We start from the raw sequence: 18,581 nt of genomic DNA on the forward strand, positions 1-18,581 counted from the left end.
TTATGAATAAAAACAAGCGCTACGAAATTTTGAGTCGGCTGCGGGACAATAACCCGAACCCAACAACTGAACTGGAATATGACTCCCCTTTTCAGCTGTTAATTGCAGTCTTGTTGTCCGCCCAGGCAACCGACGTGGGTGTGAATAAAGCCACCCGTAAACTATTCCCTGCCGCACCTACCGCTGAAGCCATGCTGGCCCTGGGAGTAGATGGAATAAAAGAATACATAAAGACCATTGGTTTGTTTAACTCCAAAGCCGAAAACGCTTACAAAACCTGCAAAATTCTGGTGGAAGAATACGGTGGCAAAGTACCGGAAGACCGGGCCGCGCTGGAAGCTCTTCCGGGTGTTGGCCGAAAAACGGCAAACGTGGTTTTAAATACGGCTTTTGGCTGGCCCACTATCGCAGTCGACACGCATATATTTCGGGTGTCTAACCGCACCAAACTGGCCCCCGGTAAAAACGTTAAAGAAGTGGAAGAAAAACTGATAAAAGTGGTGCCGGCTGAGTTTAAAGTAGACGTGCACCATTGGTTAATCTTGCACGGGCGTTATACCTGCATAGCCCGTAAACCAAGGTGTGGTTCCTGCGTCATAGAAGACTTGTGCGAATTTAAAGAAAAGACCAGTGACTGAGCCTTTTACAGCTCAATCATGGGTGGTTTGCTTAACTGCACAATAACACGGCGGTTGATCTGACGGTTTAACTCGTTGTCATTCGATTTAATCGGCCGGTCTTCACCGTGAGCAACGGTTTTAATACGCTCCGCATCTATACCCCGTTCGACGAAAAACTGCTGAATTTCTTTCGCCCGCTCCTCAGTTAATTCTTTGTTCGGGCCTCGCGCGCCAAGCGAATCGGTATAAGCGTCGACTAAAACCAGTTCCAAATCGTTATCCACCTGCAGGTAGTCACTAATTTGTTTTAGCTTACGCTGCGACGCAACAGTCAGCTTTTCGCTTTCGGCTTCGTGGTTCAGCACCGTATACGCAATGTCGTCAAAACTGAACGGTAATAACGCATTAACACAGCTCATGAAGTCATCGTAAGCACGGCGGAAGTTCACTGAAGAAATAGAGACAGCAACTTCATCGCGGCTGTTATACCAGTCGTTGTAAAAGAATGTCGGGTAACGCCCTTTTTCCAGCTCGCTCAATAAGGTCCAGGCCAGTTGCTTCTGCAGCTCGCCATCAAACTGCTTATAGAGCTTCATGTCGCCAATACGGTAACTGGACTCGCCTGGCTGCCAGCGCGGCGGAACGGACTCAATGGCAGACACACCATAGCTGTCCGGTAACTTGCGCATTTCCATTTTCATACGTAAGTTGAGCTCTTTACTCGCCTCGCTTTGAAAGCGCACCTTACCGTAACGGGGAATCTCATGCTCCATTTCACAGGCTAAACGGTTCTCTTCGCTTACCTGCCACGCGGAGTTATCCAGGTTTGCACTGTAGTGCCTGACTGAGTTTGCCTGCGCCTGCCCAATTGATAGCAGCACAGAAGCTGAAACAGCAGTCAACATCGGCCAATTTTTCATAAGCGCCCCTGATTTATTTCTGATACGTCTGTTATCGGCACGCATTGCTGTTGCTTTAGTATTTCTGCAAGCAGAGCGTGATGATCTTTGGCATAATGGCGTTATCTTTAAGACACTACGGAAATTCTATGTCAGACAGCTCTAACTCGCTTATGAAGCAACGCTTTCGCGGATACATGCCCGTCGTGGTCGATGTCGAAACAGCGGGGTTTAACGCAAAAACCGATGCGTTACTGGAAATAGCTGCCGTCTTGCTGGATTTCGATGACAATGGTCTGTTAAAGCCCGTGGACTCTGTTCATTACCATGTACAGCCTTTCGAAGGCGCCAATATTGAACAGGCAGCTATCGACTTTAACGGCATTGATCCGCACTGCCCATTACGCGGCGCGGTAGAGGAAGGTGAAGCCCTGCGTGAGCTTTTCAAACCCATTCGTAAAGCGCAGAAAGCCGCGGGTTGTCAGCGTTCAGTTTTAGTCGGACACAACTCAAACTTTGATCACGGTTTTGTTATGGCCGCCGCCGAACGTGCTAGTTTAAAACGTAACCCGTTTCACCCTTTTGTCAGTTTTGATACCACGTCGCTTGCGGCAATGACCTTAGGGCAAACCGTACTGATTAAAGCATGTCAGGCAGCCGGTATTGAGTTTGACAGCAAACAAGCACACTCAGCCCTATACGATACCGAACGCACCGCAGAGCTCTACTGCTGGATGATTAACCGCTGGAAAGAACTCGGTGGCTGGCCACCTGAGTCTCGTCAGGACAAAAGTTAATCCGAGTACAAATTTCAGACATAAAAAAAGCCGCTCAAACGAGCGGCTTTTTCGATTCAGTAAACGCTTACAGTTTGTCAGCGTTTTTAGACAGGTAAGAAGCAACGCCTTCTGCGTTTTCTTTCATGCCTTCTTTACCTTCTTCCCAGCCTGCTGGGCAAACTTCGCCGTGTTTCTGGTGGAAGTTCAGTGCGTCAACCATACGCAGCATCTCGTCGATGTTACGGCCTAATGGCAAGTCGTTAACGACCTGGTGACGAACCATACCGTCTTCATCAATTAAGAATGAACCACGGAATGCAACACCAGCTTCTGGGTGTTCTACGTCGTACGCTTTACAAATGCTGTGACGAACGTCAGCAACCAATGGGTATTTCACCTGACCGATACCACCAGCGTCAGTTGACGTGTTACGCCATGCACTGTGAGTAAACTGAGAGTCAATTGAAACACCAATAACTTCTACGCCACGCTTTTTGAATTCGTCTAAACGCTTATCAAATGCGATTAGCTCAGAAGGACATACGAAAGTGAAGTCCAACGGGTAGAAGAAAACAACAGCTTTTTTGCCTTTGATAGCGTCTGACAGTTTAAAATCTTCAACAATTTCACCTGAACCCAATACTGCTGCTGCAGTAAAATCAGGTGCTTTACGACCTACTAATACAGACATCGATTCTCTCCATTTAATGTTGAGTGTTAAAGCTTCACCGGTAGTGATGGGGATGCCTGGATAAAAAAACAAGGGCATCCGTCAATTTCACTACAGATTGTCTACTGTTTGCTTAAACTTTATTCAGCCGAAGGCTGCTTATTCCGCTGAAGGCTCTTTATTCAGCTGAAGGCTCTTTACTCAGCTGAAGGCTCTGGATGCCGCTCAGCAACCTCAGAAACCAACTCTTGCAGCTCGCCGTTCTGGAACATTTCCATAATAATATCACAACCGCCGACCAATTCACCTTCAACCCACAGCTGCGGGAAGGTTGGCCAGTTTGCGTATTTAGGCAATTCTGCACGAATATCCGGATTTTGCAGGATATCGACGTAAGCAAACGCCTGGCCACAGCCCATTAAGGCCTGTGATGCTTGTGAAGAGAAACCACAGCTAGGCAACTTCGGAGAGCCTTTCATGTATAACAGGATTGGGTTTTCTTCGATTTGCTGCTTAATTCTGTCAACCGTTTCCATAACACCTCTGCTTAATATAATGGTTGATTAAAACACTCAGGTATTTTAACACAGCCTATAAAGTTTTGTCCTAAATTGAAAGATTTCCTTGAAAAGCAAACCAGTCAGCCCTATATATCGTAAGGTATAACAAGAAAAGAACTTGCACGCATTAACGTGCGAGTCGCAAATTTGCACTCAAAAAAGAACTACGGAGAGAAAATTATGGCATTTGAACTACCGGCTCTTCCATACGAGAAAAACGCTCTGGAACCACATATTTCAGAAGAAACTCTGGAATACCACTACGGTAAGCACCACGCTACATACGTGAGCAAGCTGAACGACGCCGTTAAAGGTACCGACCTTGAGAGCAAATCTCTGGAAGACATCATCAAGTCTGAAAAAGGCGGACTGTTCAACAACGCCGCACAGGTATGGAACCACACTTTCTACTGGAACTGCCTAAGCCCGAACGGCGGCGGTGAACCAACTGGCGCAGTAGCAGAAGCTATCAACGCAAAATTTGGCTCTTTCGAGAAATTCAAAGAAGAGTTCAACGCAAGCGCTGCTGGTAACTTTGGTTCTGGCTGGACTTGGTTAGTGAAAAAATCTGACGGTTCTGTCGATTTACTGAACACAGACGATGCAGACACTCCTGTCGCGCACGATGGCGTAGAAGCTCTGCTGACCGTTGATGTTTGGGAACACGCTTACTACATCGACTACCGTAACTCTCGTCCTAACTACTTAGAAGCTTTCTGGAAGCTGGTAAACTGGGACTTCGTTAACAAGAACTTTGCTTAAAGCAAATTTGTGAATGATTAAAAAAGGCGCCGTTTGGCGCCTTTTTTTAGCTTTTATCAATTAATGTCTCGAACAAGGCGCACTGTATTACCAGCGTTTTTGGGAGCTTCCCGAGCCGCACCTATTTCGAAGTCTACTACTATTGCTTTTTCGCCTCTTTCTTCAGATGTCCAAAAAAATGGATAGGTTGGATTACCAAACAAAGGTGACATTGGTATAGAAAGTCTTTCAACTATCTTAGTACCTTGAGACTTACAATTACTATCCAGAATAGTCATCAATTCTTTTTCCGTAGGCACCCGCCAGTCTGTATAGCCTTGTATTTGACTGTTTTCGGCTTTAGACATTGCTCCTTCCCAGCCAACCCAACGATTTCCACCAGATAAAGTCTCATAAAAATGATCGTTAGTTACCCACATTAAATTCGTTTCTGTGTCGGTAATAGTTCCGTCTTGGTTATCTACTAAAGAGGGTTGGCAGTCCAGCTCACTAACTTTTGAGGTAGAGGCGCACGCCGAAACAAAAAGAGATACAAGGGTTACAATTAAAATTTTAAACTTCATTTTTTTCCTTTAACAGTTTCGTTTATATTAAAAACTTACCGGCCATATGGACGATTAGATTCATCGACACCTATAGCTACTTAGCTATAAATGTAAAATCTCTAATATCACCTTTACTATTGGCTCGTAACAAATAGTCAGAATGCAAACTGCCGGTATTTTCATAAAACCGAATTCTGTAACCACCGTTCCGATCACTGGAAACTCTATACTTGCTACTTACTTTTTTCTCAATGAGCTGCTTATCTATTTTGCCTTCTACTATTTTTCCCGACCCTATAATATAAGTAAGCTTATTTTCGGATAAATCATCGAAAGTAAGGATAGCGAATCTGTTATTGGTTGAAGTCGATTCGAGAGATTCTGAGTTTAGGTTGAACTTAGCCAATTGCTCTTCAATTGCTTTTTTTGCTTTTGAATTGCCGTCAGAGTAGTAAAAGCCATTGGTTTTAACTAAAGATTCGAACTCAGCTTCTGGATTTTGAAAGATAGAGGCACAGCCTGACACCCCCACAATGGCTAAAGTCATTAGCCCCCACTTATTAAACATCAGTCACCTATTTTTGTTGTAATAACCCCATTAAGATTACTACATTAGTTTACCTGATTTGCCGGCTCAAAACCGGTGGAAATTCATTTTTTTATCCTATATGACATGATCTTGATAACCCTCTTCGTTATTATTTTAAGGTCACCTAAAAGATTTTATCCAACTGCTCGCGATAGCGATCAAAAGCTTCAAACTGCGGCATATGACCAATACCTTCCAGTTCATAAAGGTAGCCGTCCGGAATTTGCTCTACCACAATTTCACCGAGTTTATCGTAGCGACCCAGTTCGTAATTAACGCCCTCTTTCTTCCAGCCTCGACCGGGGCCTGTAGTATCACGCGTTCCCAGAATCAAATGTGTCGGCACCACCAACTGGTCAAACTCATTAGACACATTGCCGGTAAAAATCATGTCGTAGGTTAGCGCATTATTCCAGGCAACCTGATTCCAGTCATCTCCATTTATCCAACCTACGTGAATTTCAATAAGCTCTTCATAATCTTCTGACCATTTACCGTCATAGTAGTTTTTGCGCTGGTAGGCGCGGATCTGGTCAATGGTTTTACCCTTCTCATTCTCGTAAAAGAACGCTGGGTCTTTGTATTCGACATAGCGCAGATAATCTTCCAGGCCAACCGGGTTAACTAACACCAGTTTTTCAACCATAGTGTCATGGTTTAGCGCAAAGCGAGTTGCCAGCATTCCGCCCATGGAATGACCCATAACAATCACTTGTTCAATACCCTCAGACTTTAATAACGCCTTAGTGTTATTAGCCAGGGCTTCGAAAGAAAACTGATAATGTGCCGGTTTGGACGACTTACCAAAACCAATTTGGTCCGGCATAAGCACCCCGTAACCTTTTTCATGAAGGTAATTAGCGGTTTCTTCCCAATAGTCGGCGGCAAAATTTTTGCCATGTAACAGCAACACGGTTGGCTGCCCCTTTTCGGCGGGCAAATACATGTAGGCCATTTCCAGGCTCTGTCGCTGGCTATCAAACTCAAAGGTCTGAACGTCAAATGGGTACGAATAACCACTTAAGTGGGCATCGTATTCGGGAGCTTTGTCGTCTGCAAAAACAGGTGCTGTCAGCCCGAGTAGAAAGGCAGTAAGCAGTGTATAACTCCAACTACGCATGTGTGACTCCTTGCGTCTAATTTTCAATCAACACTATATCGGGCTCTTTCCTGATGCAATAGTTCCGCTCGACAACCTTCTGCTAGAAATGACGTGTCACACTGAGGCGTCTACACTATGCTTATTGGTAATTCAAATAGAGGCTGACTTATGCACAGAGGTTCACTACATCGGTTCGGTAGCTACCTGAAAACGAGATGGGCCTCTCCACGCCGAATTCGGTTCTGGCTGATTGTACTGGTTGTTCTGTACACTTTGCTGGGATTTTTTGCCTTGCCGTTGGTTATTCAGTACGTGGCGGTGAATACCGCAAAGGAAGATTTTGACCGTGAACTTCGCATAGAGTCAGTACAAACCAACCCCTACACCCTGACGCTGCAAATCAACGGCCTTGAACTGGACGACGTCGATGAGCGACAGTTACTTGGCTGGGAACGTCTGTTCATCGACCTCACCTGGGCGAGCATCACCAACCAAGCCTGGACCTTCGAAACCATACATCTTGACAAGCCTACTATTCAGGAAGAACGCTTTACCTCGGGCGAAACCCGCTTTTCGCGGTTAGCCGCTGAAAACACAGGCACGGAACCTAAAGAAAGTGAACCAGCACAACTGCCTGCCTTAGAGATCAGAAAACTGAATGTGGAGAGGGGCGTTTTGCGCTTCGCCGACAACTTAAAAAACGGCGAAAAAACGAAGCAAGTGTCGCTGGCATTACAGAGTATCGGAGTGTCGCTACAAGACTTCACATTGCAAAAGGATACGAGCTTTCCGCTACGCCTGGATGCGCAGTTCTACGAAGGCGGCAAAGTTAACTTCGACGGTCAACTTCAGGTGCTGCCAACCTTTACTCTGGAAGGCAGTACCTGCATTAATGAGCTGGCACTGATGCAGGCCGAGCCCTACCTGCAGCAATTCATGAACGTACGGCTTGATAGCGGAACCCTGACTCTCAATGGGAAAATACAAACAGATGCACAGCAACCTTTTGCCTTCCAGGGCTCTGCCGGTATTAGCTCGCTTAGCATCAGAGAAGGCACCAAGGATGAACCGCTAATTGGCTGGCAGAATCTTGAAACTCAACAACTTAACCTCAGCCTCAACGATAAGCAGGTTGAGACCGACCCCATTACCATTGAAGGCTTGTCTGGCCGGGTCGTCATTTACGAGGACAAAACCACTAACTTTGGGCAACTCGTCACTCAGTCTCCAGAAGCGACTGACAGTAAAAACGAGGACACAGATCCGTTCAGTATCACCATTGAAGCTATTGAGTTGGCCGAAGGCACCATCCACTTTGCCGATAATTCTTTGCCGCTGCCCTTCTCAACCCGCATCCATACATTAAACGGAGAGGTATCAACCTTAAGCTCCCAATCGGCCGAACCGGCACGAATTAACCTGGAAGGCGAGGTTGCAGAGTATGGCTCGGCGCGTGTCGATGGTTCCGTGCACGCCTGGCACCCTGCTCGCCAGACCAATATTAACCTAAGTTTCCGCAACCTCCAGATTCCGGAATACTCGCCTTATACAGTGAACTTCGCGGGCCGTAAAATTGCAGGCGGAACTATGGATCTTGACCTCGACTACAGCGTCACCGACAACCAACTCAATGGCGAAAACAACCTACTGCTTCATGACTTGAAACTCGGTGAAAAGATGACTTCCAGCGAAGCCATGGATCTGCCGCTGGACCTTGCTATAGCACTGCTACAGGACAGCGATGGTGTTATTGACCTGACGCTACCGGTAACAGGAGATATCGACAACCCTCAATTCGACTTCGGCAAAGTGATTAAACAAGCCGTGGGCAATGCCATTACCTCTGTAGTTACAGCACCTTTTAGTTTTTTGGCAAGCCTTGTCGGCGCTGACTCAGAAGAGCTTGGCCAGATTGAATTTTCGGCGGGCCGCACAGACCTGAGTCCACCGCAACGAGAACGGATAAACAAGCTTCGCGAAGCCCTTAACCAGCGGCCACAGCTGGTTCTGGAGTTGGCTGGGCCCTTCAACAAAAGCTTTGATAGCCCGCCTCTAAAACGAGCGAAAGCGAAGGAAGCCCTGCAGCAGAAGCTCGCGGAGCAAGCCCGGAAAATATCAGACTCCAGCCTGACAAGCGAGGCAAACCAGGACATTGTAGAGGCAATGTTCACCTCTCATTACCCGGAAGCCGAACTTGCAACCGTAAAGGCGCATTTCACTGATCAACAAAGTGAGTCAACCGATGAGCCAGCGTTCGATGCTCTGGCCTATCGAAACCATTTGGCTGAAAAAGTCATTGAGGCGCAACCAATTACAGACTCTGAACTCAAATCTTTAGCCAATGCCCGCGCTGAAACGGTGCGGGAAGCTTTGGTTAATGCCGACGCAGATACAGCTATAGCAGCTGAAAGAGTCCGCATTCTGGAGCCTAAAAAGGCCGGTTCACCCGAAGGTGAACGCGTTGCTATGGAAGTGAGCGTTAGCGCAGAGTAATTAACAAGGAGTCTGGCGGTAGAATTGACACAATAACCGGTAGACCTCCGGCATATGCTCTTTCATCGTTTCTGGGTCTTCAAAAAAAGTCTCGCTGCAGACGGCAAAAAATTCAGCCGGGCTGGTTAACGAGTAACCGTCTAGTGGTAACGGTCTGTGATGAACTGAGTCACTCTGCAGCCTTTCCCAGGCCGCTGAAAAAATATCGTGCCATTCTCCGGGCTTCATATCGGGATGCATGGGTGGTGCGCCATTGGCACCATCGCGCAACATATCAAGCTTGTGCGCAAATTCGTGTATGACAACGTTCGCGGCCTTTCCGTGACGGGAATGAGGGCCTGTATGACACACCGACTGCCATGAAAGAATCAGCGGGCCTTGCAACCAGGCCTCGCCGCTTAGCCCCGGACTATGAGTGTGAACAACACCGTCGTCACTACGGTAAGGACGATTAGGTACAAAGTCGCCTTCATAAAGAATAATGCTATAGATGTGATCGTACCAATCTAACCCAAGGTGCAAAACAGGTACGCAGGCCATAGTTGCTATTTTAAGACACATAGCGTCGTTGAATTGGAAGCCGCCGCCTGAAGCAAAGTTTTTACGCACCAAAAAGCGAAGGGTCATATCCCGCAGAGCATCACGCTCAGCACCTTTATACCGGGCTATAACAGGCCAATCTGCGACTGCGGATTCCCACTCGCTTTCTGTGAAGCCCATTTTTTTAATGCGCCGGTTTTCAAACCACGTACGCAGTCTTTTAAACATCTGTTGTTACAGCCATACTTCTTTCCATGTACGCACTATAAAAGCACTGAGGTTAATCCTCAACGCTGCTATCAGACTCTTCAGATTCGGCAGCCAGTTCCAGCATTTTTTCACGAAAGTTATCCAGACCTTTCATAACCAGCTCATAGGTTTTATCGACATCGCTTTCAACATCACCTTCATACACCTGAAAGCTGCTAAGAATATCTTTGGCGCCTTTAAAGCCCGTTTCGATACCACCACGAATAATTTCCATAAACTTGTTCAGGGTTTCTTCTTCAGACTCGCCTGCATTGACTTCTTTATAGCGACTGTAAAAGTTGGTAGCAAAAGAAACAATACGATCCGCCGTAGCCTTGGGGGAAGTATCCGTACCGGACTCATAAGTTTTCTTCACCGCATTTTTGCCCATTACCGGCTCTAGCTCAGCATTAATGCCTTCCAGTGCGGTTTTATACAGCAAGCTGAGTGCGTCATTATTGCTGCTAAGCGATACTCGCTCATGGGCACGTAAAATGGCTTCGTTTTGTGCCTGCCTGGAATTTGGAGCGACCTCTTTCGTATTGCGATTGTCATCCGCTTTTACATTATTGGTATTTTGCTTACCAACGCCCGCTACAGAAGTGCCATTGCCTGAGATAATTGACATGATGTTGTTCCTGAAAAGTCGACTATAACTTGATTTTAGTATAGCCCGTAACTGGTTATCGGCAGGTAGTGGTTAAAATTTAGACTTTTATTAAAATGGCGCTGTGAACCTATGGATTTTTAACCGAAAGGAAATAAAGCGAACATAAAAAATGCCTGACAACTCAGTAAGAATCATCAGGCACTAAATAATAAGAAATTAGGCTTTATCAAGAAAACTGAAAAAGCTCCCCTAATCAATCCACCAAGTCATTTGGCATATCACCACGCAGGCCATGCCAAATTTCAGCGGACTCATAACCGTACCGGCGAACCAGATTTACCGACTCGTTGTAGTCGCCTTCGCGCGCTACGGCAATTAGGTCGGCGTAGTAGTCGCGTGCTAACTGGCGAGCTTCTGACGATGAAAAGTAGTACTGGCCAATACGTGCGTACAGACCTTTAAAGCCGTTTAGTACCAACACATAAATAGGGTTGCCGGAGGCCATAGCTAAGTCATGGTTTAACTGGTAATCGAACTCGGCAAAGGTCTTTTCGTTGTCTTCCAGCTCGCTGGTGGGTTCCAGCAGCTCGATAACCCGCTGTGGGTTATGACGAATAGCGGCACGAATATAAATAGCACTAATATTGGTGCGCGCAGATAACAGCTGATCCACAAGCTCAGGCATACCGTCTTCGTCCAAACGTGCCAGGGTTTCTAAAATATTCAGGCCGGAGGTTTCCCAAAAGTTGTTCACTTTGGTGGGTTTGCCGTGCTGAATGGTCAGCCAACCGTCACGTGCCAGACGCTGCAGCACTTCACGCAGAGTGGTTCGTGTAACACCAATAAGTTCAGACAGCTCACGCTCTGCGGGTAAGATAGTGCCCGGTGCAAAATGCCCGTTCCAGATAGATTTTACGATGTACTCCTCGGCAAAACCCGCCGGACTTTTAGCTTTTATTATCATATTCCCGCCTGTGTACTGACTAATAGAGCGATTCTAGCAGTCTTCTGTGAGGTCGGACAAGATAACTTCTGGCTTTATATCGACAACACCAAGCTATTTGGGTATGGTTTCTACGTTTTTACAGTTTCTTAAGGAAAATCACCATGCTATCTGTGGGTCAGTGGCCTAACAAACCTTTTGCCTGGTTATTATTGTTTTTAGGATGTTCGGGACTGTTAGCGGCAGCGTTGTATTTCCAGATGGTTCTGGGTTTAGAGCCCTGCGTCAAATGCGTGTATCAGCGTATGGCAGTGGTCGGCATTGGCCTGGCTGCCATTGTTGGCCTGTTTGGTTCGGGCTTTTGGTTAACTCGCTGGGCAGCTTTAATTGGCTGGCTTTACAGCAGTTACCAGGGTTTGCTCATTGCTTACGATCACTGGGACTTACAGACTTCAAAAAACGCATTTTTTGCCGTGTGTGAAAGCGCGCCAAACTTCCCGGGCTGGGCACCGCTGCATGAATGGATGCCCGGGCTTTTTGCCGCCCCCGGCTTATGCGGTGACATTGACTGGCAATGGCTTGGCTTAGGTATGCCGGGCTGGATGACGGTAATTTTCGCAGGCTTTTTACTGATAGGTATTATTGTGGCTGTCTGTCACATTATTGCGTCGTTTAAGAAAAAAGACGGGCTGGTGCTTTACCACAAATAGTTCAAAGCGCTTTTAAGTTAAGGGCCAGGTCACTATTCTGTCTTCAAGATCGCCTTTAAACTTCGCTTCACTGACACAATGGCCGGCAACATGATAGCCGGCTTTTTTCATTGGCTCTTTGCTACCCTCATGCCTTAATGGATGCCACTCAGGCAAGGGTTGTCCTTCTGCCCGCAGCCGGTAAGCGCAGCTGGCAGGCATAAAATAGACATCTTCGAGGTTATTCGGCGTTAAAGTAACGCAGGCAGGTACGCGTTCGCTTCGGTGTGCATAGTCAGTACAACGTGCGGTGTCGGTATCTAATAACCGACAAGCAACGTCAGTGGAATACAGATTATCTTCTTCGTCTTGCAGCTGATTTAAGCAGCACTGCCCACAACCATCACACAAGGCTTCCCATTGTGCGTGACTCAGCGTATGCAGTGGCTGCTCATACCATTTCATCAATGCCGACAAGTCATTACCTTGGGAAACGAATGCGGTCGGACAAATAGCCCACTGCCGCTACGAAGTAATGCGAACGATTCCAGCGCATTAACGCATCGTAGTTAGCGTAAGCCAGATAAACGCGGCCTTCGTTATCATCAGGAATAACAACTGAGGCGACAATATCATCACGCGACGGTAATTCCGAACCATCGAAACGGGTAATACCCAGTTCGGCCCATTCGGCCAGTTTTTTCTTGGTATCCAGGCCTGCCAGTGACTCATCGAAGCCTTCAGGTAGTTGCACCTGACGTCCCCAGGTTACGTCGTCTTTCCAGCCAACAGAGCTTAAGTAATTAGCCGCTGAAGCAAAAACGTCCGGGAAGCTGCCCCAAATGTCTTTTTTGCCGTCACCGTCGTAGTCCACTGCGTAACTCATAAAAGAACTGGGCATAAATTGAGTTTGCCCCATAGCACCAGCCCATGAACCCTTCATCTGTTCGGGCGCAATATGGCCTTCTTCAATAATGGTCAAAGCTTCCCAGAGCTGCTTTTTGAAGAACTCTTCGCGGCGACCATCAAAAGCCAGGGTAGTTAAAGCCGAAACCACATCAAAACCACCGGTGAATGAACCAAAGTTGGTTTCAATTCCCCACAGCGCCACAATAAAGCGTGGCTGCACACCGTACTCTTTACCGACTTTTTCCAGCAGTTCTTTATGCTCGTTGTATTTTTCCAGTGCCTTGTCAGCCTTCCACTCCGGAACCGCACGCGGCAGGTAGGTGTCGAGTGTGAGTTTAAATTCAGGCTGATTTTTATCCAGTTCGACTGCACGCTCGTAGTACTTCACCTTAGCAAAGGCTTTGTCTAAGGTATCTTGCTTATAGCCGCTTTCAATGGCTTCAGCTTTCAGGGCTTCAACGTAAGTGGCAAACTGTTGGTCAACCTGTTCACTGCTCTCTTCTTTCGCTTTCTTATCGGTATCCTGGTAAGCAAAAGCCGGCGCACTCAGCGTAACTACAGAAGCCAGACATAACGCCAGCCCTGTGAATTTTATTGTATTTGTTAACATTGAAGTTCCTCTCGTTTCGGTGGCAACTGCAAATAGAAACCATCGTTTTGCAAATGTTCCTGTAGCTTTTCGACCGTTAAACGGGCCAACTGTTCACGCCCGGCAAGGTTTATTGTCATAACCTTTTCGGCGCGACCAAACTGTTCACACAAAACGTCAGGTACTTCTGTGAATTCATTACCGTGAGGCAAGTAAAGGTAGGTATCGGCTTTCTTTAAGCTGCGATAAACATCACACAGCATGGCAGTTCTCCTGAATAAGGGCTAAGCGCACTAATGGTTAACAAATACTATGTTAACCAATTATAGCCTGTAATTCTGCCCCAATTGCTTGCTTGCGCCAACCCATCATTAAGTCGGGTTGCGGCAAACGCTGTTGTTGCTGCGTTGAATACTGCCAGTGAAAGTTAATAACGTCATTAATTTGTTTACGTGACGCGACCAGGGATGCAGGTACCTGCAGTTTTTCGGCAAGTTCAGACACCACTTTTTTTATGGCTTTAAAGGTTGGCTTATAGCCTTCCATGTCGTCTAAGCGTTCAAGCGTTTTTGGCAGTTCGGACTCAGGCACCTGCTCAGCTTGCTGAATGCAGCGAATAATATCCCGCCCAGAATACTTCCGGGACATAGGCGCTAAGTCCGGAATTCGGCTTAGCTCCTCGTCGCTTTTGGGCATTCTGCGAGCCAGCTCAAGTAGCACGCCGTCTTTGGCTATAAAACCCAGTGGAATATCCCGCTCGCGCGCTTTATGCAAACGCCATGGCGTCAGAATTTTAAGTGCGCCCAGCTGGCGTGCATTTAACTGCCAGGCATTACCTACAGCTAAATACAACAAATCATCCGGCCAGCTTTGTGTGCGTTTTCGAACCTGAATTTGCGACTCCTCGTACACAATATCCAGACAGCCCTTTTCCTCACACAAAGCCTTCAAATAAGGGTACATTACCGCCAGGTAGCTGGCGTCAGCCGCGGCATAATCCAGCTGCTCTTCGCTTAACGGGCGCTTCAGCCAGTTGGTGCGTGACAAGCTTTTATCTAACTCAACGCCATCAAATAAGGCATCGACCAAACGAGCATAGCCCATAGAGTCACCGAGCCCACAAAAACCTGCGGCTATTTGACTGTCAAAAATACGGTTAGGCTGACGGCCATTACTTTGCTGGAAAAACAGCTCAATATCTTCACCGCCGGCATGCAGGACTGTTTCAACGGAGTCATCTGCAATTAGCTCCCACAGTGGCTCTAAGTCGATATCGGCGAGAGGATCCACAACAGCCGTTGTGCCGTTGGCATAAATTTGTAAAAGCCCCAACTGAGCATAGTAAGTGCGCTCGCGGACAAATTCAGAATCAATGGCAAACCAGCCAGCTTCTTTAGCTTGCTGACAAAGACGTTCTAATTCCTGAGTTTCAGTAACGAGCCGGTACTGGCGTACCGACTCGGGTAGGTTCAACGGCAGAGTCAAGCGTCTTCCTCGTCGCGTAGCTCGCGGCGAAGTATCTTGCCTACGTTAGACTTCGGCAGTTCATCACGAAACTCAACCAGTTTAGGTACTTTGTATCCGGTCATGTTCTCGCGAGAAAAATCAATCACTTCACGTTCTGTTAATGACTTGTCTTTTGCCACAATAAAGACTTTAACCACTTCACCCGAAGACTCATGCGGCACGCCAATAGCAGCCGACTCAAGAATTTTAGGGTGATCGGCTAAAACATCTTCGATTTCATTTGGATAAACGTTAAAGCCCGAAACTAAAATCATATCTTTTTTACGGTCTACAATTTTGAAGTAACCACGCTCGTCAACGGTTGCCATGTCACCCGTTGCAAACCAGCCGTCTTTAATCGATTCAGCAGTAGCATCAGGACGGTTAAGATACCCGACCATAACTTGCGGGCCTTTTACTTCCAGCTCACCAGGTTCACCTAAAGGCACTTCTTCGCGGGTTTCAGGATCAACAATACGCACATCGGTGCTGGGTACCGGTAAACCAATGCTGCCAGTATAATGTTCAATGTCATACGGGTTAACGGTAACAACAGGCGCACACTCGGTTAAGCCATAGCCTTCAAGCAAACGAGACTTTGTGACACGTTCCCATTCTTCGGCAACCGCTTTCTGAACTGCCATGCCGCCACCCAACGCAACTTTCAGGTTAGAAAAGTTAACGTCTTTAAAGCCTTTGGTGTTCAACAGACCATTGAACAAGGTGTTAACACCGGAGATCATTGAGAAAGGATACTTATTAAGCTCTTTCACAAAATTCGGCATATCACGCGGGTTAGTAATAAGTACGTTTTTACCACCATGCTTAATAAAAGTCAGGCAGTTCGCTGTTAACGCAAAGATATGATAAAGCGGTAGCGCCGTAATGATGGTTTCTTCGCCGTCACTCATAATAGGAGTGATGCACGCAGACACTTGTTCCAGGTTAGCCACCATATTGCGGTGAGATAACATGGCACCTTTTGCTACGCCGGTGGTTCCGCCGGTGTACTGAAGAAACGCAATGTCATCACCGGTAACCTCAGGGCGCTGGTACTCGGCTATTGCGCCTTTCGCCATTGCCTGATTTAAGCTAACGGTCTCTTTTACATTATGAGAAGGCACCATGCGCTTTATGTACTTAACAACAAAGTTCACCAAGAAGCGCTTATGCACAGGTAACTGATCACCAATTTGTGTGGTGATAACGAAATCAAGCGGAGCTTCGTCTTTTATTTTGTCGTAGGTGTGAGCAAAGTTTTCTAAAATAACCAGGGCTTTTGCCTGAGAGTCGACCAGCTGATGCTTTAGCTCGCGCGGAGTGTAAAGTGGGTTGACGTTAACAACCGTCATTCCGGCACGTAAAATACCGAACAAGACCACCGGATACTGAAGCAGGTTTGGCATCATGACCGCAACTGCATCGCCTTTTTTCAGCCCTTTACTTTGCAAGTAGGCCGCAAATTCGCGAGACTTCAAACCCAGCTCTTTAAAGCTCATTTCTGAGTCCATATTGACGAACGCCGTTTTCTCGCCGTACTTTTCTATGGACTGTTCCAGTATATCAACTAATGACGCAAAATGATCCGGATCAATGGTTTCCGGTACGCCTGCTGGGTAATTTTTCAGCCAAATTTTATCCATAAAAGGCTCCGCCTCTCACTATTTATCATTATTTTCAGTGGCGCAATCATCGCATATCCGACCAGTTAATCCTAGTCGTTAACAACCGCTAAACGTGTGATTTGAGCAATTCAGCTATTTTTTCAGGTTGTTCCATATGCACGTGATGCCCACCTTCCAGCGTTACACAACTGAGCTTTAATACTTTATGCTGCCACTTTTCTAACGCGCTTTCTAACTTGTCATAGCCTTTACTGCCACGCACTACGACAACCGGCATAGTCAACTCTTGCAGAAGGTCATCGACAGCTGCACTGGGCAATCTATAGGGCGACGTTGCTTTCACTCTGGCATCTGCCCGCCAATGCCAGCGCCCATCTGAACGAAGTTCAGAACCGCGCTCTACAATTAGCTTAACCAAGTCGGACGAGAAATCTGCCTGTGCAGCACGAGCATCCACTGCAGAGTCAAAATTACTGTGGCTGCGCCAACGTGGCGTCTTTAATTTTTTCCGGCTTACAAAGCCCTGCTGTAACTGTTCTCTGGCATTGGTTCCGTCAGAGACCAGCAAGCCAAAAGCTTCGACTAGGATTAAACTTTTTATCCGTTCGGGGCACAAAGCCGCCACAACATTACTGACAAAGCCACCCATGGAATGACCTAACAAGGTTAACTGCTGCCAGCCTTGCTGCTCAATCAACTGCCATAAGTCATAAGCATAGTCGATAAAATGATAGTAGTTACCTGTAGGTCTGTGGTCACTGTGACCATGCCCGGGCCAGTCAAGTGCTAACAGACCACCGCGATCAGCTGACCAATTTGCGGCCAAAGGTAAAAAGCTGTGGCTATTGTCTAACCAACCGTGAGTTGCGACCACACGAATATCGTTTGGGTCACCCCAACAAAGGCCTCTTACCGTGCCCCAGTCGAGTTCATAACTGACTGGGGTGGCTTGGTCTAATGCAATGCGGTAATCCATTATTTGGTGGATTAATTGCGGTCTTTAGCAGGTGTACCAGAATTGTCCTGAACGCGAACACGCACCGGAACAGGGTAACGGTATGGGTAATAAGGTGAATAGAAGTTGTGACGGAACCAAAGCGGTGAGTAATCAACTTCTACGTGGCTTTTCTTGCGCTCAGGCTGCCACAGGTAATAGCCTGTTGCTTCAATAACCGGATAGGTATAAACGTACTCGCCAATTTTGCCTTGTTGCGTTTGGCCAATGGTACCAACAAAGCTCATTGAACGCCCTTGCTTATAAACATCGGGATCAATGAAGTCATTTACCACGGCTAAAAAACGACCCTGGCTATTATCGCTGACCTCAGGACGACCCCAACGCTGCAGTGGAAAACTGACAATTTCCAGAACAGTATGGTCTTCGGCGTTGCGAACATCGGCAATAACTCCCCCCCAACGGGCAGGTTCACCGGCAACTTTCTCGCCCTGGTGTTTAGCGACTTTATAGCCAACTAAAGCCTCTTCGTTTTCACTGGCAATTTCATCAGGGACTGAGGAGCAGCCCACCAACACCAATGCCATTAATGATGCATAAATAATTTTCATAACAGACCTCACTCAGGCGTAAACATCAACACCAAACATTGACGTGATTTGTTCTCTTTTCTCACTTAACGCGATATTTTGATACGCATTGAGTGCTTTCTGAGAACGCTGTGGTGGTTCATCGTAAAACGTATTCAATGACTCCCACCGTTCCGCACGCCGCTGACTTTGCCGCACATTAGGGACAACTTGCCGGGACTCAGCAACTTCCGCCCGGTTGTTCCCCTGGCGTTGCTGATCCTCTGGCGCAGGCCTTTGCGGTGCCTGCTGCTGATTGTTTAGCGGCTGAACCGCTTGCGGATTAATTCGCACGTCAACGATGACTCATCTGTTACT

At 47.1% G+C, this 18,581-nt stretch carries 22 protein-coding genes; 5 read left to right on the forward strand and 17 right to left on the reverse strand.

Annotated elements, in window-relative coordinates:
- The first annotated feature begins 2 nt into the window (after positions 1-2).
- Positions 3-638 carry an endonuclease III gene (nth, locus tag BM359_RS05040; protein ID WP_054490997.1) on the forward strand — a complete coding sequence of 212 codons (636 nt, stop codon included), beginning with the start codon at positions 3-5 and terminating at the stop codon, positions 636-638.
- 5 nt (positions 639-643) lie between these two features.
- On the opposite strand, the gene BM359_RS05045 is transcribed toward nth, so the two are convergent.
- Positions 644-1,540 carry a flagellar protein MotY gene (locus BM359_RS05045; protein WP_054491111.1) on the reverse strand — a complete coding sequence of 299 codons (897 nt, stop codon included), beginning with the start codon at positions 1,538-1,540 and terminating at the stop codon, positions 644-646.
- Positions 1,541-1,668: 128 nt separating this feature from the next.
- Between BM359_RS05045 and rnt the strand changes: the two genes are divergently transcribed.
- Positions 1,669-2,316, forward strand: coding sequence for a ribonuclease T (rnt, locus tag BM359_RS05050; protein ID WP_054490999.1), 648 nt, complete (start codon positions 1,669-1,671; stop codon positions 2,314-2,316).
- 67 nt (positions 2,317-2,383) lie between these two features.
- Here the strand turns inward: rnt and BM359_RS05055 are convergent, their stop codons facing one another.
- Together BM359_RS05055 and BM359_RS05060 are read right to left on the reverse strand one after the other, a co-directional pair.
- Positions 2,384-2,989: a peroxiredoxin gene (locus BM359_RS05055; protein ID WP_054491001.1), complete on the reverse strand. Its 606-nt coding sequence runs from the start codon at positions 2,987-2,989 to the stop codon at positions 2,384-2,386.
- 176 nt (positions 2,990-3,165) lie between these two features.
- Positions 3,166-3,504 carry a Grx4 family monothiol glutaredoxin gene (locus BM359_RS05060; protein ID WP_011235037.1) on the reverse strand — a complete coding sequence of 113 codons (339 nt, stop codon included), beginning with the start codon at positions 3,502-3,504 and terminating at the stop codon, positions 3,166-3,168.
- A 204-nt stretch (positions 3,505-3,708) separates the two neighbouring features.
- Between BM359_RS05060 and BM359_RS05065 the strand changes: the two genes are divergently transcribed.
- Entirely contained in the window at positions 3,709-4,290 is a 582-nt protein-coding gene (locus BM359_RS05065) for a superoxide dismutase (RefSeq protein WP_054491003.1), read from the forward strand.
- Positions 4,291-4,346: 56 nt separating this feature from the next.
- Here the strand turns inward: BM359_RS05065 and BM359_RS05070 are convergent, their stop codons facing one another.
- The 3 genes from BM359_RS05070 to BM359_RS05080 form a co-directional block, all read right to left on the reverse strand.
- Entirely contained in the window at positions 4,347-4,853 is a 507-nt protein-coding gene (locus BM359_RS05070) for an Lcl C-terminal domain-containing protein (RefSeq protein ID WP_054491005.1), read from the reverse strand.
- Between the two features lie 76 nt (positions 4,854-4,929).
- On the reverse strand, positions 4,930-5,403 hold the full coding sequence (locus BM359_RS05075; protein ID WP_054491007.1) for a hypothetical protein: 474 nt from the start codon (positions 5,401-5,403) through the stop codon (positions 4,930-4,932).
- Positions 5,404-5,548: 145 nt separating this feature from the next.
- Positions 5,549-6,544: an alpha/beta fold hydrolase gene (locus tag BM359_RS05080; RefSeq protein WP_054491009.1), complete on the reverse strand. Its 996-nt coding sequence runs from the start codon at positions 6,542-6,544 to the stop codon at positions 5,549-5,551.
- 150 nt (positions 6,545-6,694) lie between these two features.
- Between BM359_RS05080 and BM359_RS05085 the strand changes: the two genes are divergently transcribed.
- On the forward strand, positions 6,695-9,019 hold the full coding sequence (locus tag BM359_RS05085) for a DUF748 domain-containing protein (protein ID WP_054491011.1): 2,325 nt from the start codon (positions 6,695-6,697) through the stop codon (positions 9,017-9,019).
- On the opposite strand, the gene BM359_RS05090 is transcribed toward BM359_RS05085, so the two are convergent.
- The 3 genes from BM359_RS05090 to fadR form a co-directional block, all read right to left on the reverse strand.
- On the reverse strand, positions 9,020-9,787 hold the full coding sequence (locus BM359_RS05090; protein ID WP_054491013.1) for a M90 family metallopeptidase: 768 nt from the start codon (positions 9,785-9,787) through the stop codon (positions 9,020-9,022).
- A gap of 52 nt (positions 9,788-9,839) precedes the next feature.
- On the reverse strand, positions 9,840-10,436 hold the full coding sequence (locus BM359_RS05095; protein ID WP_054491015.1) for a DUF5610 domain-containing protein: 597 nt from the start codon (positions 10,434-10,436) through the stop codon (positions 9,840-9,842).
- Between the two features lie 235 nt (positions 10,437-10,671).
- On the reverse strand, positions 10,672-11,382 hold the full coding sequence (gene fadR / locus BM359_RS05100) for a fatty acid metabolism transcriptional regulator FadR (RefSeq protein ID WP_054491016.1): 711 nt from the start codon (positions 11,380-11,382) through the stop codon (positions 10,672-10,674).
- Between the two features lie 143 nt (positions 11,383-11,525).
- On the opposite strand from fadR, the gene dsbB reads away from it, so the two are divergent.
- The gene (dsbB, locus tag BM359_RS05105) at positions 11,526-12,071 is read left to right on the forward strand and encodes a disulfide bond formation protein DsbB (protein WP_054491018.1); all 546 of its coding nucleotides are present in this window, start codon (positions 11,526-11,528) and stop codon (positions 12,069-12,071) included.
- Between the two features lie 12 nt (positions 12,072-12,083).
- Here the strand turns inward: dsbB and BM359_RS05110 are convergent, their stop codons facing one another.
- The 8 genes from BM359_RS05110 to BM359_RS05145 form a co-directional block, all read right to left on the reverse strand.
- Entirely contained in the window at positions 12,084-12,527 is a 444-nt protein-coding gene (locus tag BM359_RS05110) for a YcgN family cysteine cluster protein (RefSeq protein ID WP_233399243.1), read from the reverse strand.
- A 4-nt stretch (positions 12,528-12,531) separates the two neighbouring features.
- On the reverse strand, positions 12,532-13,569 hold the full coding sequence (locus tag BM359_RS05115; RefSeq protein ID WP_054491020.1) for a lytic murein transglycosylase: 1,038 nt from the start codon (positions 13,567-13,569) through the stop codon (positions 12,532-12,534).
- Positions 13,563-13,811: a YcgL domain-containing protein gene (locus BM359_RS05120; protein ID WP_054491022.1), complete on the reverse strand. Its 249-nt coding sequence runs from the start codon at positions 13,809-13,811 to the stop codon at positions 13,563-13,565. Before BM359_RS05120 ends, BM359_RS05115 begins: the two co-directional genes overlap by 7 nt.
- 52 nt (positions 13,812-13,863) lie before the next feature.
- The gene (gene rnd, locus BM359_RS05125; RefSeq protein ID WP_054491024.1) at positions 13,864-15,033 is read right to left on the reverse strand and encodes a ribonuclease D; all 1,170 of its coding nucleotides are present in this window, start codon (positions 15,031-15,033) and stop codon (positions 13,864-13,866) included.
- Positions 15,030-16,697 (reverse strand): long-chain-fatty-acid--CoA ligase FadD, encoded by a 1,668-nt coding sequence (gene fadD / locus BM359_RS05130; RefSeq protein WP_054491027.1) that lies wholly within the window; start codon positions 16,695-16,697, stop codon positions 15,030-15,032. The genes rnd and fadD overlap by 4 nt, the downstream gene beginning before the upstream one ends.
- Positions 16,698-16,785: 88 nt before the next feature.
- Positions 16,786-17,655: an alpha/beta fold hydrolase gene (locus tag BM359_RS05135; protein ID WP_054491029.1), complete on the reverse strand. Its 870-nt coding sequence runs from the start codon at positions 17,653-17,655 to the stop codon at positions 16,786-16,788.
- An 11-nt stretch (positions 17,656-17,666) separates the two neighbouring features.
- Positions 17,667-18,245, reverse strand: a complete 579-nt coding sequence (locus BM359_RS05140) for a Slp family lipoprotein (protein ID WP_054491030.1) — start codon at positions 18,243-18,245, stop codon at positions 17,667-17,669.
- Between the two features lie 12 nt (positions 18,246-18,257).
- Entirely contained in the window at positions 18,258-18,557 is a 300-nt protein-coding gene (locus BM359_RS05145; protein WP_054491032.1) for a hypothetical protein, read from the reverse strand.
- Between the last annotated feature and the right edge of the window lie 24 nt (positions 18,558-18,581).

Origin of the sequence: Idiomarina abyssalis (genome assembly GCF_900116625.1) — a bacterium.
GTDB classification, from domain to species: domain Bacteria; phylum Pseudomonadota; class Gammaproteobacteria; order Enterobacterales; family Alteromonadaceae; genus Idiomarina; species Idiomarina abyssalis.